General features: G+C 62.9%; 16 protein-coding genes and 1 riboswitch. Of the genes, 7 read left to right on the top strand and 9 right to left on the bottom strand.

From position 1 onward, the window contains the following. Window positions 1-62: 62 nt before the first annotated feature. From AC1DWA_RS20355 to AC1DWA_RS20370, 4 genes are all read right to left on the bottom strand, one after another. Window positions 63-1190 carry a glycosyltransferase family 4 protein gene (locus AC1DWA_RS20355; protein WP_031333520.1) on the bottom strand — a complete coding sequence of 376 codons (1128 nt, stop codon included), beginning with the start codon at window positions 1188-1190 and terminating at the stop codon, window positions 63-65. A gap of 106 nt (window positions 1191-1296) precedes the next feature. After that, a complete protein-coding gene (locus tag AC1DWA_RS20360; protein ID WP_477916951.1) occupies window positions 1297-2655 on the bottom strand; it encodes a hypothetical protein in 1359 nt (452 codons plus the stop codon). A 74-nt stretch (window positions 2656-2729) separates the two neighbouring features. Next, complete coding sequence (locus AC1DWA_RS20365) at window positions 2730-3782, bottom strand: C40 family peptidase (protein WP_020969878.1); 1053 nt, start codon at window positions 3780-3782, stop codon at window positions 2730-2732. Between the two features lie 210 nt (window positions 3783-3992). Continuing rightward, entirely contained in the window at window positions 3993-4499 is a 507-nt protein-coding gene (locus AC1DWA_RS20370; RefSeq protein ID WP_477916953.1) for a C40 family peptidase, read from the bottom strand. A gap of 14 nt (window positions 4500-4513) precedes the next feature. Next, window positions 4514-4692: riboswitch (cyclic di-AMP (ydaO/yuaA leader) on the bottom strand. A gap of 521 nt (window positions 4693-5213) precedes the next feature. On the opposite strand from AC1DWA_RS20370, the gene AC1DWA_RS20375 reads away from it, so the two are divergent. Together AC1DWA_RS20375 and AC1DWA_RS20380 are read left to right on the top strand one after the other, a co-directional pair. Next, complete coding sequence (locus AC1DWA_RS20375; RefSeq protein WP_019748905.1) at window positions 5214-6974, top strand: DEDD exonuclease domain-containing protein; 1761 nt, start codon at window positions 5214-5216, stop codon at window positions 6972-6974. 78 nt (window positions 6975-7052) lie between these two features. Then, window positions 7053-7328, top strand: a complete 276-nt coding sequence (locus AC1DWA_RS20380; RefSeq protein WP_003941677.1) for an Lrp/AsnC family transcriptional regulator — start codon at window positions 7053-7055, stop codon at window positions 7326-7328. A gap of 8 nt (window positions 7329-7336) precedes the next feature. Here the strand turns inward: AC1DWA_RS20380 and trpD are convergent, their stop codons facing one another. Together trpD and AC1DWA_RS20390 are read right to left on the bottom strand one after the other, a co-directional pair. After that, a complete protein-coding gene (gene trpD, locus AC1DWA_RS20385) occupies window positions 7337-8428 on the bottom strand; it encodes an anthranilate phosphoribosyltransferase (protein WP_195791316.1) in 1092 nt (363 codons plus the stop codon). A gap of 126 nt (window positions 8429-8554) precedes the next feature. Beyond that, on the bottom strand, window positions 8555-9043 hold the full coding sequence (locus AC1DWA_RS20390; protein ID WP_037134446.1) for a hypothetical protein: 489 nt from the start codon (window positions 9041-9043) through the stop codon (window positions 8555-8557). A gap of 127 nt (window positions 9044-9170) precedes the next feature. On the opposite strand from AC1DWA_RS20390, the gene ctaE reads away from it, so the two are divergent. The 4 genes from ctaE to qcrB all read left to right on the top strand — a co-directional run bounded on the left by ctaE (window position 9171) and on the right by qcrB (window position 13501). Continuing rightward, complete coding sequence (gene ctaE, locus AC1DWA_RS20395; RefSeq protein ID WP_477916955.1) at window positions 9171-9782, top strand: aa3-type cytochrome oxidase subunit III; 612 nt, start codon at window positions 9171-9173, stop codon at window positions 9780-9782. Window positions 9783-9846: 64 nt separating this feature from the next. Further along, the gene (qcrC, locus tag AC1DWA_RS20400) at window positions 9847-10698 is read left to right on the top strand and encodes a cytochrome bc1 complex diheme cytochrome c subunit (protein WP_020908102.1); all 852 of its coding nucleotides are present in this window, start codon (window positions 9847-9849) and stop codon (window positions 10696-10698) included. Next, complete coding sequence (gene qcrA, locus AC1DWA_RS20405) at window positions 10695-11837, top strand: cytochrome bc1 complex Rieske iron-sulfur subunit (RefSeq protein ID WP_020908103.1); 1143 nt, start codon at window positions 10695-10697, stop codon at window positions 11835-11837. The genes qcrC and qcrA overlap by 4 nt, the downstream gene beginning before the upstream one ends. 59 nt (window positions 11838-11896) lie before the next feature. After that, window positions 11897-13501 carry a cytochrome bc1 complex cytochrome b subunit gene (gene qcrB, locus AC1DWA_RS20410; protein WP_044480654.1) on the top strand — a complete coding sequence of 535 codons (1605 nt, stop codon included), beginning with the start codon at window positions 11897-11899 and terminating at the stop codon, window positions 13499-13501. 37 nt (window positions 13502-13538) lie between these two features. Here qcrB and AC1DWA_RS20415 read toward each other — a convergent pair whose 3' ends face one another. After that, window positions 13539-13835 (bottom strand): antibiotic biosynthesis monooxygenase family protein, encoded by a 297-nt coding sequence (locus AC1DWA_RS20415; protein WP_020908105.1) that lies wholly within the window; start codon window positions 13833-13835, stop codon window positions 13539-13541. Window positions 13836-13901: 66 nt separating this feature from the next. Between AC1DWA_RS20415 and AC1DWA_RS20420 the strand changes: the two genes are divergently transcribed. Continuing rightward, window positions 13902-14291: a DUF3224 domain-containing protein gene (locus AC1DWA_RS20420; protein ID WP_020908106.1), complete on the top strand. Its 390-nt coding sequence runs from the start codon at window positions 13902-13904 to the stop codon at window positions 14289-14291. Between the two features lie 107 nt (window positions 14292-14398). Here AC1DWA_RS20420 and AC1DWA_RS20425 read toward each other — a convergent pair whose 3' ends face one another. After that, window positions 14399-14815 (bottom strand): cytochrome c oxidase subunit 4, encoded by a 417-nt coding sequence (locus AC1DWA_RS20425; protein WP_477916957.1) that lies wholly within the window; start codon window positions 14813-14815, stop codon window positions 14399-14401. Window positions 14816-14854: 39 nt separating this feature from the next. After that, window positions 14855-15919: an aa3-type cytochrome oxidase subunit II gene (gene ctaC, locus AC1DWA_RS20430; RefSeq protein ID WP_019748910.1), complete on the bottom strand. Its 1065-nt coding sequence runs from the start codon at window positions 15917-15919 to the stop codon at window positions 14855-14857. Between the last annotated feature and the right edge of the window lie 133 nt (window positions 15920-16052).

Below are 16052 nucleotides of genomic sequence, written 5' to 3' on the forward strand. Positions count from 1 at the left end.
CGCAGCAACGAACGGCCCGCACCGAATTCGGTGCGGGCCGTTTGCGTTCGAGTCCCGGTGGCTCAGCCGAGCAGATTACGCAGCTTCGAAGCGAGCGTGTCCCACTTCCAGTCTTCGGCAACCCACGCCCGGCCGGCTGCTCCCATCGCGGCCGCTCGATCACGATCGGACAGCACCTCGATCACGGATTCGGCGACGTCACGAACAGAGGTGCCGTCGACCACGAGCCCGGTCTTGTTCTGCTGCACCGTTTCCGGAGCGCCACCACTGCGCCCGGCGATGACCGGAACACCGGTCGCCGAGGCCTCGAGGTAGACGATTCCCAGTCCTTCGACATCCAATCCCGCGCCTCGCGTGCGACACGGCATGGCAAACACGTCGGCAATCGTGTGGTGAGCCGCCAACTCTGCGGCGGGCACCGTGCCGGTGAAGACGACGTGATCGTCCATCCCGGTCTTACGCGCCAATTGACGGAGGTGGTCCTCGTACGGTCCACCGCCGACTATCACCAGTACCGCCCCGTCGACGCTCTTGCGAATGGTCGGYAGCGCCTTGATGAGCATGTCCTGCCCCTTGCGTGGCACGAGCCGCGACAGGCACAGGACCGTGGGCCGCTCTCCCAGCCCGTATCGCTTGCGCAGTTCTGCGCGGGCGACCGAGTCCGGGTGGAACACCGACGTGTCCACTCCGGACGGAAGGTGCTCGAGCGCCGCTTGCGGGCCGAAAGCCGCCGAGAACCGTCCACGGGTGTATTTGCTGACAAACGTCACCGCATCCGTGTGATCGCCGATCACACGCAACGACTGCCGCGCACCGGGAATCATCGACCACCCGACCTCGTGGCCGTGAGTACTCGCGATCACTCGGCTCGCTCCGGCGCGTCGAACAACCGGCGCCAACAGCGCCAAGGGCGCTGCCGCACCGAACCACACCGACTCACAGTCGTGCTTCTTGACCAGCTTCGCGGCCCGACGAGCGACAAAGGGCGACGGCAGCATCAGTGTCGTCGGGTGCCGAACGACCTCGAAAGGCTGTGCCGCATCGAACTTCTTGTGCGAGTCGCCCCGCCACCGCGGTGCGTACACCACCAACTTGTCCGCCGGCAGGTGCCCGGCAAACGTGTGGAGATAAGACTGGATACCTCCGGGGCGAGGAGGAAAATCGTTGGTCACCAAGAGGGTCCGGCGCATCCGTCCACCGTAGGGCACGCTGTGCTTGGAGTCGTGACAAGGGCACGCAGTGCTTCGAGACTTGCGAAGCTCACCTCGCCGAGTCGAACGTCCAGCCGCAAACCGCTCAGCCCAGATGGCTGTTGGTCCAGTCGACCCAGCCGACTCGCAGTTCCTCGGTTCCAACGCCGAGGACCGCTCGGCTCCGCGAGTCGAGGTCTTCGGCCGTCATCTTTCCGGAGGCGAGGGCTCGAAAGAGGTCGGTCAGCTTCGCCTCGCCGAATCGATCAGCGATATACGCGTTGATAGACCACGCCGATTCGTACGCCAGTGAACTCACGACCGGGACACCGCCGAACTGTGTGTCGTCCGGAAACTCGGTCGGAGTATCGCCGGCGCGGACCGCTGCTGCCAGAGTCGGCGCTATCTCACCCCAGGCCCGCGAGGATCCACGATTTCCCGCGTACTCGGCGAACCCTTCCAACACCCACATCGGCGACCCGTCGCGGGTTTTCGATCGGGCGGCTATGTGCATGAGCTCGTGGCGCAACACCGTTCGCCTGGTGATGTCGGTCAGCCTCGAAGCCGCGGCAGGTGAGAAGACCACCCGCTGGCCGCTCACGTCGGAAGACCCGTCCGCCGTTGCATCCGCGACCGACACTGCGGCAATCGAAGCGCCGTCGTGATGGGAGCCGACCAGTGCGGTGAACTCCTCCGCGGACCCCGCCACCATGAGCACCGCGCGCTCGGACCACCACGGCCCCCACAACTGCGTCGTGTTTTCGATGGCTGAGTCCACATCGGCCGCCAAAGCGTCGACGAACACCTGCTGACCCGGGTGACCGATCACGAGTGCATTGCCCGCGGTATTTTCGGCGACGGCCAGCGGGCCGAAGTCCCAAGGGCCGTTCCAGGATTCGCCCGCCGTTCGGGCTCCGTCCAGTCCGACGATCGACCCGTCCGCAAGAACCGACCACTGATCGCCGCGTTTCGCGAGCGTCATGGACACTGCCTTGCGAGTGGGCAATGCGTCAACGCCGTCGAGGGCGTATCGCAACAGAACCTGCGCATTCCAGACCTCGACGTCTCCGTCCGGTGCACCGGTTCGCGGCGCCGGTGTCAGGCCGCCGCTGGGAATCTCGTATCCCCAGTCGGCAAAGTCGAGCGCTCCCGCAGCGGTGGCTCGTCGAACTTCCGCTTCGAGCACACCGGGTGCCGCAGCACTGTCGACGAACTTCGCCAGCCCCGACGGATCGTCGGACATCTGCGCCGTAGCCCATGCATCGAGAAATGCTTGTACCTGCGCGGTGCGTTCGGCGTCCTGCTCACTGGCCGCATTTTCGTCGGAATCGGACCTGTTCGTCAGGAAGATCGTCAAACCTAGAACGAGCACCACTGCAACGCCGAGCGCCACGAGGGCTGGATACTCCCAACGGCGTGTTCGATCTGCGCCGACGTCGGGCGTCGTCATCGGTTCAGTCGGCACGGTGCCGAGTGTAGGAGAACTCGACTCGACGCTTCACGGCGGCTGGCCACACGCCGCTCGGGCGCAGCAAGCCGTCAGTAACGACGCGCAGTGGAGAACTCCATGCCTGCCATCGACTGAACCTTCACCGGTACGCCGAACGTCGACGCATGCAGAATGTTTCCGTCGCCGGCGTAGATGCCGACATGCGAGTTGTCGCTGTAGAAAGTCACGACGTCACCGGGCTGCAACTGGTCCCTCGACACCGGTACACCGCCCTGCGCCTGCGCTTGGCTCGAACGCGGCAGAGTCTTCCCGATTTGCTTGTAGGCCCATACGACCAGACCTGAGCAGTCGAACTCGTTCGGGCCGGTCGCGCCCCAGACATACGGGTCACCGATCCGCGTGAGGCCTGCCTGCAGAGCAGCAGCACCCGAACCAGGCGTCAAGTTAGCTAGAATTTTGCTGAGATCGACATCCGGCGGGAATGGCGTACCGCTCAGTTGGTTACGCTCGTCGTCGGTGAGGCTCTGGAAAGCTTTGGTCACGTCGGCGATCTGCGTCTGCAGTTCACTCTGCTTGCGCTGCAAATCGTCACTGAGTGCGCGGGCTTGATCGGCGGCGGTCCGCGCTTCTTCGGCCGACCGCTTCGATGCTTCCGAGGCGGCACGCGCTTCGGCAGTGGCTTGGTTGAACTGTGAGACCTGCACTGCCGCGTCGTTGGAAATCACGTCCAGCGCGGACATCTGATCGAGCAACTGCTGCGGCGAGTCGCTCACCATCAACGCAAAGAGGCGATTGGTCCGCGCACCCTGGTAATTCGCTGTGGCAATACGGTTTACCGCCGGAGCGAACTCGGCGACACGTGCCGAAGCCGCGTCGAGAAGACCCTGATCGGCTGCCGAACGCGCGTCCGCATCATTCGCGACCGCCAGCTTCGCGTCGAGGTCGATCTGTGCGTTGTGCAGCGCTTCGTTGGTCTGCTCGGATACCCGGGAGAGTTCACCGAGCTTGTCGAGCGCCTCGGTGGGGTTGGTGATGACGGGGTCGGCACCGGCCTGCATCGAAGGCCCTGCGACGAGTCCGAACGCCAGCACTCCCACTGTCAATGCGGCGCGTACTCGACTGTTGTTTTTCGATGAAACCACGGAATGCAACTCTCCGTCTCGGTGAAGCGACGTCGACCGGGACCGGTCGACGATCTGTTAGCTGGCTGTCAACTATCCACAGTACCTGTCTCGGCCGCGCAATGTCTCGATAAGGTTACGGAACGGCATACGTTTGTGTCTACTCGCCGGTAGGCGTGTCGGGGTGAAGTACCGGGCGAATTGTCGCGAAACGAAAATGTGGGCCTCGAATCAAAGATTACCAGCGGTCGACGCGTGGATGACGTTGCCGTTGCCGGCGTAGATGCCCGAGTGCGATCCGCCGTAGAAGGAGATCACGTCGCCGACCTGAAGATCGGACTGTGAAACGGCAACGCCGGCTGCGGCCTGGTCGTAGCTCGTGCGAGGCAGGTTCAGACCAGCCTGCTTGTATGCCCACTGGACCAGACCGGAGCAGTCGAATGCGTCCGGGCCCGATGCGCCGTACACGTACGGGGAGCCCAGCTTGCTCTCTGCGGCGCGAACTGCCTGCTCACCAACACTGGAGATGGGAGCGGCCGGAGCGGCCGGTGCGATGTCGGTGATGCCCGGGATGACCGGCAACTGAGGAATAGAAACGCCCGGAACCTCGAAGGTGCCGACGCCGGGGATGGTGATGGGGTCTGCCGAGGCAGGTGCAGCGGTTGCAGCAAATGCTCCGACTGCGAGCGCGCCGGCTACTGCCCACTGCGCTGAACGCTTGAAACTCTGTGACGCCACTTAAGGGGTGCTCCATTTCTTCCATTCATCCGCCGACCGAGTTAGCTGACGGGTTCGGGCTGGGAAGATCAGCCCTACCCGCGTGGTCCGCAGCGATCATGCGTGCTGCACCCCAGGCGGGATTCACCCCAGTGGAAACTTGGGTTCCCGGTTCGGGTTCCTCGCGGAGATCCCGATTAGGCGGTTCCTGACGATGCCGGTCCTGTTTGGTCCGGCAAGACTTCGTTAGGTCTCAGGAAGGTTACGAAATGATCGCGACGATGTCGACCGCTTCGTGACAATCGCGCCCGATTCGCCGGAAATCATGCTGCCGCGCCCGCGATACGCCGGACGGGTCACGAAGAGATAACAACAGGTCTGTTCGGCGAGGCTCACCTGGCCCGCAAACCTGCGCTTGCTACCCACTGGCAAGGGTCACCAAACCCGACAATCCGATCTTCCATGCAGTTCAACGCCGATTACTTGAAACTAGAACCCGTTTCGATCAATCAGGCGGTTTCGGCGACTGATCGCCGTAGCAACACCCTCACGAATCGCCCTACCGGTAAGTAGGTAGGAGTCCGCATTCGCGAGTTCCCACCGCAAGTGTGATCCTCGTCTCTCGTACTTTTGACGGGGGTCAATCCGTTGCTTTCCCAATGGAAGTCGGAGTGAGCCAGGTTCCGCGTATGCACTCTCGAATTCGTGTCGGGGGGTCCTTCTACTGTCTGCGGTGTGAGTCCCGCCTCGGCCCGAGAATTTCCGTCTCCGTCCCCGTTCTCCGACGGGGAGAAGTTCGACGTCGGGCGGCAACTGAGCTTCGACGAGCTGGACACACCGCTGAGCGAAACGACGTTTGTCGTCGTCGACCTCGAGACCACAGGTGGAAGCGCCGACCAGGACTCCATCACCGAGATCGGCGCCGTCAAGATCCGCGGTGGCGAAGTGCTCGGTGAAATGGCAACACTCGTCGATCCCGGCCGATCGATTCCGCCGTACATCGTCGAACTGACCGGAATCACCACCGCCATGCTGATCGGCGCACCTCCCATCGAACGTGTCCTACCGGCTTTTCTCGAATTCGCCGAGGGTGCGGTTCTGGTGGCACACAACGCGCCCTTCGACATCGGCTTCCTGAAAGCAGCGGCGTCACGCAGCGCACGCCCGTGGCCGTCGTTCCGTGTGCTGTGCACTGTGAAGCTCGCCAGACGCGTGCTCACCCGCGACGAGGCGCCTTCGGTCAAACTCTCCGCACTCGCCCATCTCTTCCAGGTGACCACCCAACCGACGCACCGCGCGCTCGACGACGCGCGTGCGACCGTCGACGTCCTACACGGGTTGATCGACAGAGTCGGGAACCAAGGCGTCCACAGTTACAGCGAACTCGTCGACTACCTGCCCAACATTTCCTCACATCAGCGCGCAAAACGGTCCTTCGCCGCAAACCTGCCGCGAAGCCCGGGTGTCTACCTTTTCCGAGGCCCTTCGGACGAAGCCCTCTATATAGGAACTGCTACCGACCTTCGACGCCGCGTCCGCAACTACTTCACCGGTTCGGAGACCCGCGGCCGGATGAAGGAAATGGTCGCGCTCGCCACCCGTGTGGACCACGTCGAGTGCGCCCATGCGCTCGAGGCAGGAGTGCGTGAACTACGACTACTGAGCGCGCATGCACCCCCGTACAACCGTCGCTCCAAATTCCCCAAAAGAGGATGGTGGATCACTCTCACCGACGAGGCGTTTCCCAGACTGTCCGTGGTTCGCACGCCTACGGCCGATTCGATCGGCCCGTTCACCTCTCGCGGCGACGCAGTCGAAGTCGCCGACACCGTCGCAGAGTTCAGCCGCCTACGCACGTGCACCAAACGTCTCGGGCGCGGCGCCGTTCACGGCCCTGACTGCCCCGCTCGCGAACTGGGGGCGTGTCCCGCCTCCTGGGCACCGGAACTCACTGCGCAGGACTACGCGGCCGCCCCTGAGACTGTGCGTGGATTCTTCCGGGGAACCAACGACGCTCCCCTCCAACAAATGCAGGCGCGAATAGACGAGCTGTCCGAACACGCGTTGTTCGAGAATGCTGCTCGTCTGCGTGACCGAACGGTCGCAGTCTCTACCGCAGTGCGGCGCACTCAGCGACTTGCAGCAGTCGCGGCGATCGAACAACTGATTCTCGCCCGTCCCACCGGGGACGGCGGCTGGGAGCTGTCGGTGATCCGTTCCGGACGTCTCGCGTCCGCCGGGCTCGCCAGACGTGGAACTCACCCGATGCCCGTCGTCGACGCCATCACCGCGGCAGCCGAAACCGTCCTACCGGACGACGCACCGTTCCGCGGCGCGTCACCCGAAGAACTGGGCCTGATCGCACGGTGGCTCGCATCGGACGGTGTCCGAATCGTGTCGGCGACATCCGGCTACGTCGAACCTGCGGGCGGCGCCGGCAAGTGGGAAGCCTGGTGCCGACTCGCGCGGGCCGGTACCGAATCCGAACATCGATGACGTAACGACGGGGCGGCACCCCTAAGCTCGATCGAAACCACCGGGTCATCACAACCCACCTGGAAATCGAGGAGAGAAATGATCAACGCCATCGTCATGATTCACGCCGAGTCCGCTCGGATCCCGGAAACCGCGCAGGCCGTCGCCGACCTGTCCGGAGTGACGGAGGTCTACTCGTGCGCAGGTGACGTCGACTTGATCGCCATCGTGAAGGTACGTGACCACGCCCAGATCGCCGACGTGGTCACCGGAGGAATCAACAAGGTGCCCGGCGTTCTCCGAACCGCCACACACATCGCCTTCCAGTCCTTCTCCAGCGCAGACGTCGAGGCCGGTTTCTCGCTGGGCGAGTAGCTCGTCGATCAGGCTTGGTCGGCCAGTTCGGCGGTGAGTGCCGCCCACTTGTGAAGCAGTTCAGCGCCGGCGCCGCCGTCGATCGCGGCAGCGGCTGCAGCCATCCCGGCGGAGATCGCACCCTCGAGATCGTCACCGACACCGTTGAACGCCGCGATGGCCGCTCCCGCGTTCAGCAAGACCGCGTCCCGGACCGGCCCCTTCTGCCCGGAAAGCAGCGTTCGGGCGACGGTGGCGTTGAATTCGGCGTCTCCTCCGCGCAACTCTTCGAGAGGAACGCGGTCGATTCCGAGGTCGCGCGGATCCAGCGTGACAGTTCGCACACTTCCACCGCCGACGATGTGAACCGTCGAAGTCGTCGATGTGGTCAGTTCGTCGAGTCCGTCGTCTCCGCGCACCACCAACGCCGAATTACCGCGCTGCGCAAGGACTCCCGCGACGACCGAGATCAGCTTCGGAAATGCGCACCCGATCAGCCCGGCACGCGGACGAGCCGGATTGGTCAGTGGACCGAGCACGTTGAATGCCGTCGGGATGCCGATTTCCTTGCGAGGCACCGCCGCAAAGCGCAGTGCGGGATGGAAGACCGGCGCGAAACAAAAACCGATGCCGACCTCTTCGACGCACCTCGCAACCTGCTCCGGGCCGAGGTTGATGCGAACGCCGAGCGCCTCGAGTACATCGGCGCCACCACTCTTGGACGAAGCAGCGCGGTTGCCGTGCTTGACAACTCGCACACCGGACGCGGCAACCACGATCGAGGCCATCGTCGAGATGTTGACCGTGTTGGAGCGGTCACCACCCGTGCCGACGATGTCAACCACGTCGGAATCGACCGGCACGCGCCGGGAGTGTTCGAGCATCGCGCCGGCGAGCCCTTCCAACTCCGCGGGGGTTTCGCCCTTCATCTTCAGCCCGACGCCGAAAGCGGCGATCTGAGCGGAAGTGGCATTGTCCGACATGATCTCGCCCATCGCCCACCGACTGTCGGCTTCCGACAGATCACTGCCGTCCGTGAGCAGACCGAGAATCATCGGCCACGACCGCACCACTGCACTCGAATCGACGTTCACGGCGTTGGATGCGTCGGTGCCGGCCATAGTGCCTTGGTCCCCTGTCGTTCATGTGGGCTGGATTTCGAGCTGTCGTTTCGAGCTGTCGTTTCGTGCTGCCGATGACCCTCGCAGCCTAGTCAGTGAGGTAGCAAGGAAACCGAATAGGGCCGCTCAGGTCTTTCGGCGACCGCGTTTGGGCGTCGCCTCCGCAAGAATCGGGGGCTGGAGCGCGTCCCACCCGGCGACGGAACCACCGAGTCGCTGCGCCAGACCGGCCATTCGTGATCGCTCCTGGGAGCAATGCAGGGCGTCAAGGATTTGGACACGCTCGAAGATGACGCGAACCGAATTCTCGACCGCCTGAGTCACGTCCTCGGGCCGACTCGCGCCTCGCACATATCCGTCCTGAGCGACGATGTTCTCGGCATCGGCAACCGAGTCCTCCGGCAGGTCGAGATGGTGCCGCAGAACCACTTCGGACTCCGCCCGAAACTCCGGCTCGGTGGAGCCGGCACGTTCGAGAGCGGTCGAACTCGCCTCGGCGTCGTCGAAGCCCTCGGCAACGACGACCAGATCCGACCGCCCCGCGTCGAGCGGCGTCGGAATCTTCGTGCCGAAAATTCTCAGGAACCACGGTCTACTCTTGTGTGTAGCTGCCATCGCGCCAGCATATTCCGACCACGCCACCAGCGCGTTCGCCGCCCGATCCCGCGAACTCGAGCCGAGCGACGCGCCGATGGTGGACCCGAGTGGTCGTCTCTTACGACGAAGCGTCATACTTCTGTCTGTGACGAGCGCAGTAGGGACTTCAGGATCGGCAATCACCCAACGCGTGCACTCGCTGAACCGGCCGAATATGGTCAGCGTTGGCACCATCGTGTGGTTGTCAAGTGAGCTCATGTTCTTCGCAGGGCTCTTTGCCATGTACTTCGTGGCACGAGCTCAGGAGAACGGAAATTGGCCGCCGGAGCCAACCGAATTGAACCTGTATCTGGCCGTGCCGGTGACCTTGGTGCTTATCGCATCTTCGTTCACCTGCCAGATGGGTGTCTTCGCGGCTGAGCGTGGCGACGTCTTCGGACTTCGTCGCTGGTACACCATCACCTYGATCATGGGGGCGTTCTTCGTCTCCGGCCAGGGTTACGAGTACTACCACCTTGTGCACGAGGGCACCACGATTTCGAGCAGCGTGTACGGCTCGGTGTTCTACATGACCACCGGCTTCCACGGTCTGCACGTCATCGGCGGTCTCATCGCCTTCGTCTTCTTGATCGCACGTACCCGGGTCAGCAAGTTCACGCCCGCCCAGGCCACCGCCGCGATCGTTGTTTCGTACTACTGGCACTTTGTCGACATCGTGTGGATCGCGCTGTTTGCCACGATTTATTTCATCCGTTAATCAGCTGTACGCCCCAGGCAGCCCCTGACGTCCAGTTCCGTCCCGACATACCAAAGGGATACAGATGAGTTCATCCCCCCCTCCCGCATCCGATAACTCAGCGAATGCCGCGAAGTCGCGTCGCCAGCGGAAAATCCGCCGGCGCGTTACCGGCGCGCTCGTATTGATGATGGGATTGATCAGCGCAGGTTTCCTCGCTTCGGCGTTGACACCAGCTCCGCAGGTTGCGACCGCCAGCGACGATTCAGCAGCCCTGATTCGTGAAGGCAAGCAGCTCTACGACACGTCATGCATCACGTGCCACGGCGCGAACTTGCAGGGCGTGCAGGACCGCGGTCCCAGCCTCATCGGCGTCGGCGAAGCAGCCGTGTACTTCCAGGTCTCCTCTGGTCGTATGCCCGCAGCTCGCAACGAGGCCCAGGCTGCACGCAAGGACCCCAAGTTCGATGCTGCGCAGACCGACGCCCTCGGCGCTTTCATCCAGGCCAACGGCGGCGGCCCGACGCTCATCCGCGACGAGAACGGCGAAATCGCCCAGTCCTCGCTGCGCGGTGGCGACATCGGACGCGGCAGTGAGCTCTTCCGGCTCAACTGCGCGTCGTGCCACAACTTCACCGGCCGCGGTGGCGCACTGTCCTCGGGCAAGTACGCCCCGGTCCTGGATCCGGCCAGCGAGCAGCAGATCTACGCTGCCATGGTTACCGGCCCCCAGAACATGCCGAAGTTCTCGGATCGTCAGCTGACGATCGAGGAGAAGAAGGACATCATCGCCTACGTCAAGTCGTCGGGCGAGTCGAAGGACCCCGGTGGGTACGGGCTCGGTGGCCTCGGTCCGGCCTCTGAGGGTCTCGCCATGTGGGCCGTCGGAATCATCGCTGTCGTCGGTGCAGCATTGTGGATCGGAGCAAGGTCATGAGCGACGCTGGCCAGCATGGCGGCGATACGCCTAAGAAGTACACAGATGAAGAGCTCGACGCGATGTCACGCGACGACCTGGTCAAGCTGGGTACCAATCTCGATGGCGTCGATGTCGTCTACCGCCGTGATCGTTGGTCGGTAAAGGGCACCAGGGCGGAAAAGCGCGCCGAGCGCAACGTCGCCTTCTGGTTCGGCCTCGCCGGCGTTTCGGCGATCGCGTTCATCGCTATCTACCTGTTCTGGCCCTGGGAGTATGCAGGTGCCGGTGACGAGAACTACGGCAAGTACAGCCTGTACACCCCGCTGATCGGCTTGACCATGGGTCTGGCGATCCTCGGCGTCGGCATCGGTGCCGTTCAGTTCACCAAGAAGTTCATCCCCGAAGAGGTCTCGATCCAGGACCGCCACGACGGTGGATCCACCGAGGTCGATCGTCGCACGATCGTCGCCGAGCTCGGCGACACCCTCGATACGTCCACCCTCCCCCGCCGCAAGGCCATCAAGCGCAGCTTGATGTTCGGCGGTGGCGCACTCGGCGTCATGATGGTCATGCCTCTCGGCGGACTCATCAAGAACCCGTGGGCCAAGGGCGACGACTCACCCCTGTGGGTGTCCGGCTGGACCCCGAACTACCCGGGCGAGACCATCTACCTGCGTCGTGACACCGGCCGTCCCGAGGACATCGTCCTCGTTCGCCCGGAAGATCTCGATGCCGGTTCGATGGAAACGGTCTTCCCGTTCCGCGAGTCCGACCGTGGCGACGAGCACGCTCTGCTCGCAGCACTGCGCGGCATTCGTAACTCGGTGATGCTCATCCGCCTCCGCACGGAAGACACCGCGCGTGTCACCAAGCGCAAGGGCCAGGAGAGCTTCAACTACGGCGATTACTTCGCGTACTCGAAGATCTGCACCCACCTGGGTTGCCCCACCTCGCTCTACGAACAGCAGAGCAACCGTATTCTGTGCCCCTGCCACCAGTCGCAGTTCGACGCACTGACCTACGGCAAGCCGATCTTCGGTCCCGCTGCTCGCGCACTTCCGCAGTTGCCTATTACAGTGAACGAAGAGGGCTTCCTGGTCGCCGACGGTGACTTCATCGAAGCACTCGGCCCGGCATTTTGGGAGCGTCGACCGTGACCACAACAACAACCAAACCGTCCAAGATCAGCGCGGCAGCGGCTGGACAAGCGGAGGCTATGGACTCCCGCTACCACCTCGCCGCAGGCATGCGCCGGCAGATCAACAAGGTCTTCCCGACGCACTGGTCCTTCATGCTCGGCGAGATCGCGCTCTACAGCTTCGTGATCCTGCTGATCTCCGGTGTGTTCCTGACACTGTTCTTCGATCCGTCGATGGCACACGTCGTCTACCAGGGCGCGTACCAGCCGCTTCGCGGTGTCACGATGTCTCGCGCCTACGAGACGACCCTGAACATCTCCTTCGAGGTGCGCGGCGGTCTCTTCGTTCGCCAGATTCACCACTGGGCTGCACTGATGTTCGCGGCGTCGATCATCGTTCACCTCGCTCGCATCTTCTTCACCGGCGCATTCCGTCGTCCGCGTGAAGCGAACTGGGTCATCGGCTGCCTGCTGCTCATCCTGGCGATGTTCGAAGGCTTCTTCGGCTACACCATCCCCGACGACCTGCTCTCGGGCACCGGCCTTCGCGCCGCCTTCGGTGGTATCACGATGAGTATCCCGATCGTCGGTACCTGGATGCACTGGCTGATCTTCGACGGCGACTTCCCCGGCGACCTCATCATCCCGCGTCTCTACGTCGCTCACGTGCTGCTGTTCCCGGGCATCATCCTGGCTCTGATCGCCGGCCACCTCGCGTTGGTCTGGTACCAGAAGCACACGCAGTTCCCCGGCCCCGGCCGTACGGAACAGAACGTCGTCGGCGTCCGCATCCTCCCGGTCTTCGCAATGAAGGGTGGCGCGTTCTTCGCCATGACCTTCGGCGTGCTCGCACTGCTCGGTGGTCTGTTCCAGATCAACCCCGTCTGGAACATCGGTCCGTACAACCCGTCACAGGTCTCGGCAGGTTCCCAGCCCGATATCTACATGATGTGGACGGACGGCCTTGCTCGACTGTGGCCGGCGTGGGAGATCTACCTGTTCGGCCGCTACACGATCCCCGCTGTGTTCGCCGTCGCCCTGATCATGGGCCTCGTCTTCGCACTGTTGATCGCGTACCCGTGGATCGAAAAGCGTCTCACCGGAGACGACGCTCACCACAACATCCTGCAGCGCCCGCGCGACGTGCCGGTCCGTACCGCTATCGGTGCGATGTCCATCGCGTTCTACCTGGTGCTCACGATCTCCTGCATCAACGACATCATCGCGTACCACCTGCACATCTCGCTGAACGCAATGACGTGGATCGGCCGTATCGGCATGGTCATCCTTCCGCCCATCGCGTACTTCGTGACGTACCGGTTCTGCATCGGCCTGCAGCGCAGTGACCGTGCAGTCCTCGAACACGGCATCGAGACCGGCATCATCAAGCGGATGCCGAACGGCCAGTACATCGAGATCCATCAGCCGCTCGGCCCCGTCGACGAGCACGGACACCCGATCCCGCTCGAGTACCAGGGTGCTGCTGTCCCGAAGAAGATGAACAAGCTCGGCCTCGCCGGCAAGCCCGGTAGCGGTAGCCTCATCACCGCTGACCCAGTCGAGGAGAGCGAGGCTCTCGAAGCCGCTCATCACGAAGCTGAGCACGAGCAGCTTCAGATCCTTCTGGACTACCAGAACCGAACCAACGGCAAGTCCGATGGTTCGAGTGGAGAACTCCACTAAGGACGACAGTTGACCAGTGCGGCCCCACGACGCCTTGCTAGACCTCGAGCACAGTTGAATAGTGCTCCACCGTCGGGAACGGCTCGTAGAAGTGGTGGAGAAGTTCTCGCCACTTCTCGTATCCCGTGGACTGACGGAACCCGATGGTGTGTGACTCCACGTCTTCCCACTCGACGAGCAGGAGATATCGCTCCGGCGATTCCAGGCAGTGCGAGAGTCGCAGCCTGATGAATCCGGGGACCTCGGAGATGATGGTTCGGGCCACATCGAACGCGGCCTCGAATCGCGCTGACTGCGACGGATCGACCTGCAGGACGGCATGTTCGAGGATCATCTACGGAGTGTTGCACGTTCTCGGTAGTCCCCTCGAGGCGTTGCCGCCTGGTGAGATACTCGGACCATGACATCCCATGCACGCGGCACCTTCGAGATCGATCTCCGCCCCGCCGATCCTGAGCTCTCCGGACGCGTCGGGCGCTTCGAGTTCGACAAGACGTTCATCGGCGGCGTCGAGGGCACATCGACCGGACTCATGCTGTCCGCCGGCGATCCGACAACCGGTGAAGCGGGCTACGTCGCTTTGGAGTTTGTCACCGGGCAGGTCGACGAAGCTGTGGGATCGTTCGCACTGCAGCAGTTCGGTCAGATGATCAACGGAACGCAGAAGCTGCTGTACGAGATCGTGCCGGGGTCCGGAACCGGCGAGCTGAAGGGGATCTCAGGCACTCTCGAGCTCGAGATCGTCGACGGTCTGCACCGCTACGACCTCGAATACTCGCTCCACGACTGACAAAGAGCGGTTGGGTAATCGGCACCCTCGTACCGCAACTCGCAGATACGACAACAGAGGCGCCGTACCCGGGTGGGTGCGGCGCCTCTGTTCGAGTGCGGGTGAAACTAGTGCTTCTCAGGTCCGGTGTAGTACTCGAACACCAGGCCTGCGGCTGCGGCGAGCACACAGACAACTGCGACTGCGATGAGCCACGGCTGGAAGTACGCCAGCGACACTGCCGCGAGTGCAGCTGCGGCGGCAAGCAGGATCGGCCAGAAGCTACCCGGGCTGAAGAAGCCCAGTTCTCCTGCACCATCCGAGATTTCTGCGTCGTCGTAGTCCTCGGGACGGGTGTCCAGACGACGGGCAACGAAGCGGAAGTAGGTACCCACGATGAGCGTCAGACCTGCAGACAGGAYGATGGCCGTCAGTCCGGCCCACTCGATACCTGTGCGTGACAGAGCGGTGAACACTCCGTAGATGATCGCGACGAGAATGAAGAACATCGTCAGGATCTCGAAGAGCTTGGCTTCGATCTTCATATCAGCACTTGTCCTTGTTCAGTGAAGAGGCTGGCCGGCTCAGTTGCCTGCAGTGGCGACGGTTGCCTGACGGTACTCGCGGTCGGTGTTGAACGGCGTGGTCGACGTAGCCACCGGCGACTGACCGATTGCCTGCAGGGCCTCGGCGGTCGTCAGACCACCCTTGCCCTCCGCGTCACCCTTGCGCAGTTCGATGTACTTGGCGAAGTCCTCGGGCGAAACCGCACGAACCTCGAAGTTCATCATCGCGTGGAACGTGCCACACATTTCTGCACAACGCCCGACGAACGCGCCTTCCTTCTCGATCTCACTGATCTGGAAGATGTTGTCCGAGTGGTTCTCCTTGGGGTTCGGGAGAACGTCGCGCTTGAACAGGAACTCAGGCACCCAGAAAGCGTGGATGACGTCCGAGGAAGCGAGTTCGAACTGGATCCGCTTGCCGGTGGGCAGAACGAGGATCGGGATCTCCTGGCTGGAGCCGACAGTCTCGATCTTGTCGTAGTGCAGGTAGCTCAGGTCCTCGGTGCTGTTGCCGTGGATCGGGCCGGGAACTTCTTCGCCGTGATCGTTGACAGTGGAGCCCTCGGCCTTGGCAGCCTCTTCGGCTTCGACGTCGATGCCGTTGTACTTGGCACTGCCGTCACCGAACTCGATGGAGCGGTAGCCGAACTTCCAGTTCCACTGGAATGCCGTGACGTCTACGACGACGTCAGGGTTGTCCGTCTTGTCCAGAACATGGTTCTGGACGATGACGGTGAAGTAGAAGAGAACCGCGATGATGACGAAGGGAACTGCCGTGTAACCGAGTTCGAGAGGCACGTTGTATGCCGTCTGACGCGGGAATTCCGGCGAGTCCTTCTTCTTGCGGTGGAAGATGACGGCCCAGAAGACCAGCCCCCACACCAGCACACCCATGACGAGGGCGGCTACAACCGACCACGTCCACAGCTCACGCATGCGCGTCGCCTCCGGGGTGATGCCCGAAGGCCACCCGAAACGAAGCACTTCGTTGTCGATGGAGCAACCCGACAGCAGCAAGGCAGCAATGCCCAGAGATACTGCCAGCCCCGCTCGCCGAAGGATCCGACCTTGCGCCACGTTCACGCCTTCCTGATCGCCACAAAATTCAACTAGGGCATGCCCGGAGGGAAGGCCCAATTACTACGCAGCGTAGACCAAAGCCGGGCGCTATCCATCCTCGGGTCCTCGCCCGTGTCGCGGCGGACGTCACACAGCT

The organism is Rhodococcus sp. P4_F3_2 (genome assembly GCF_056401335.1).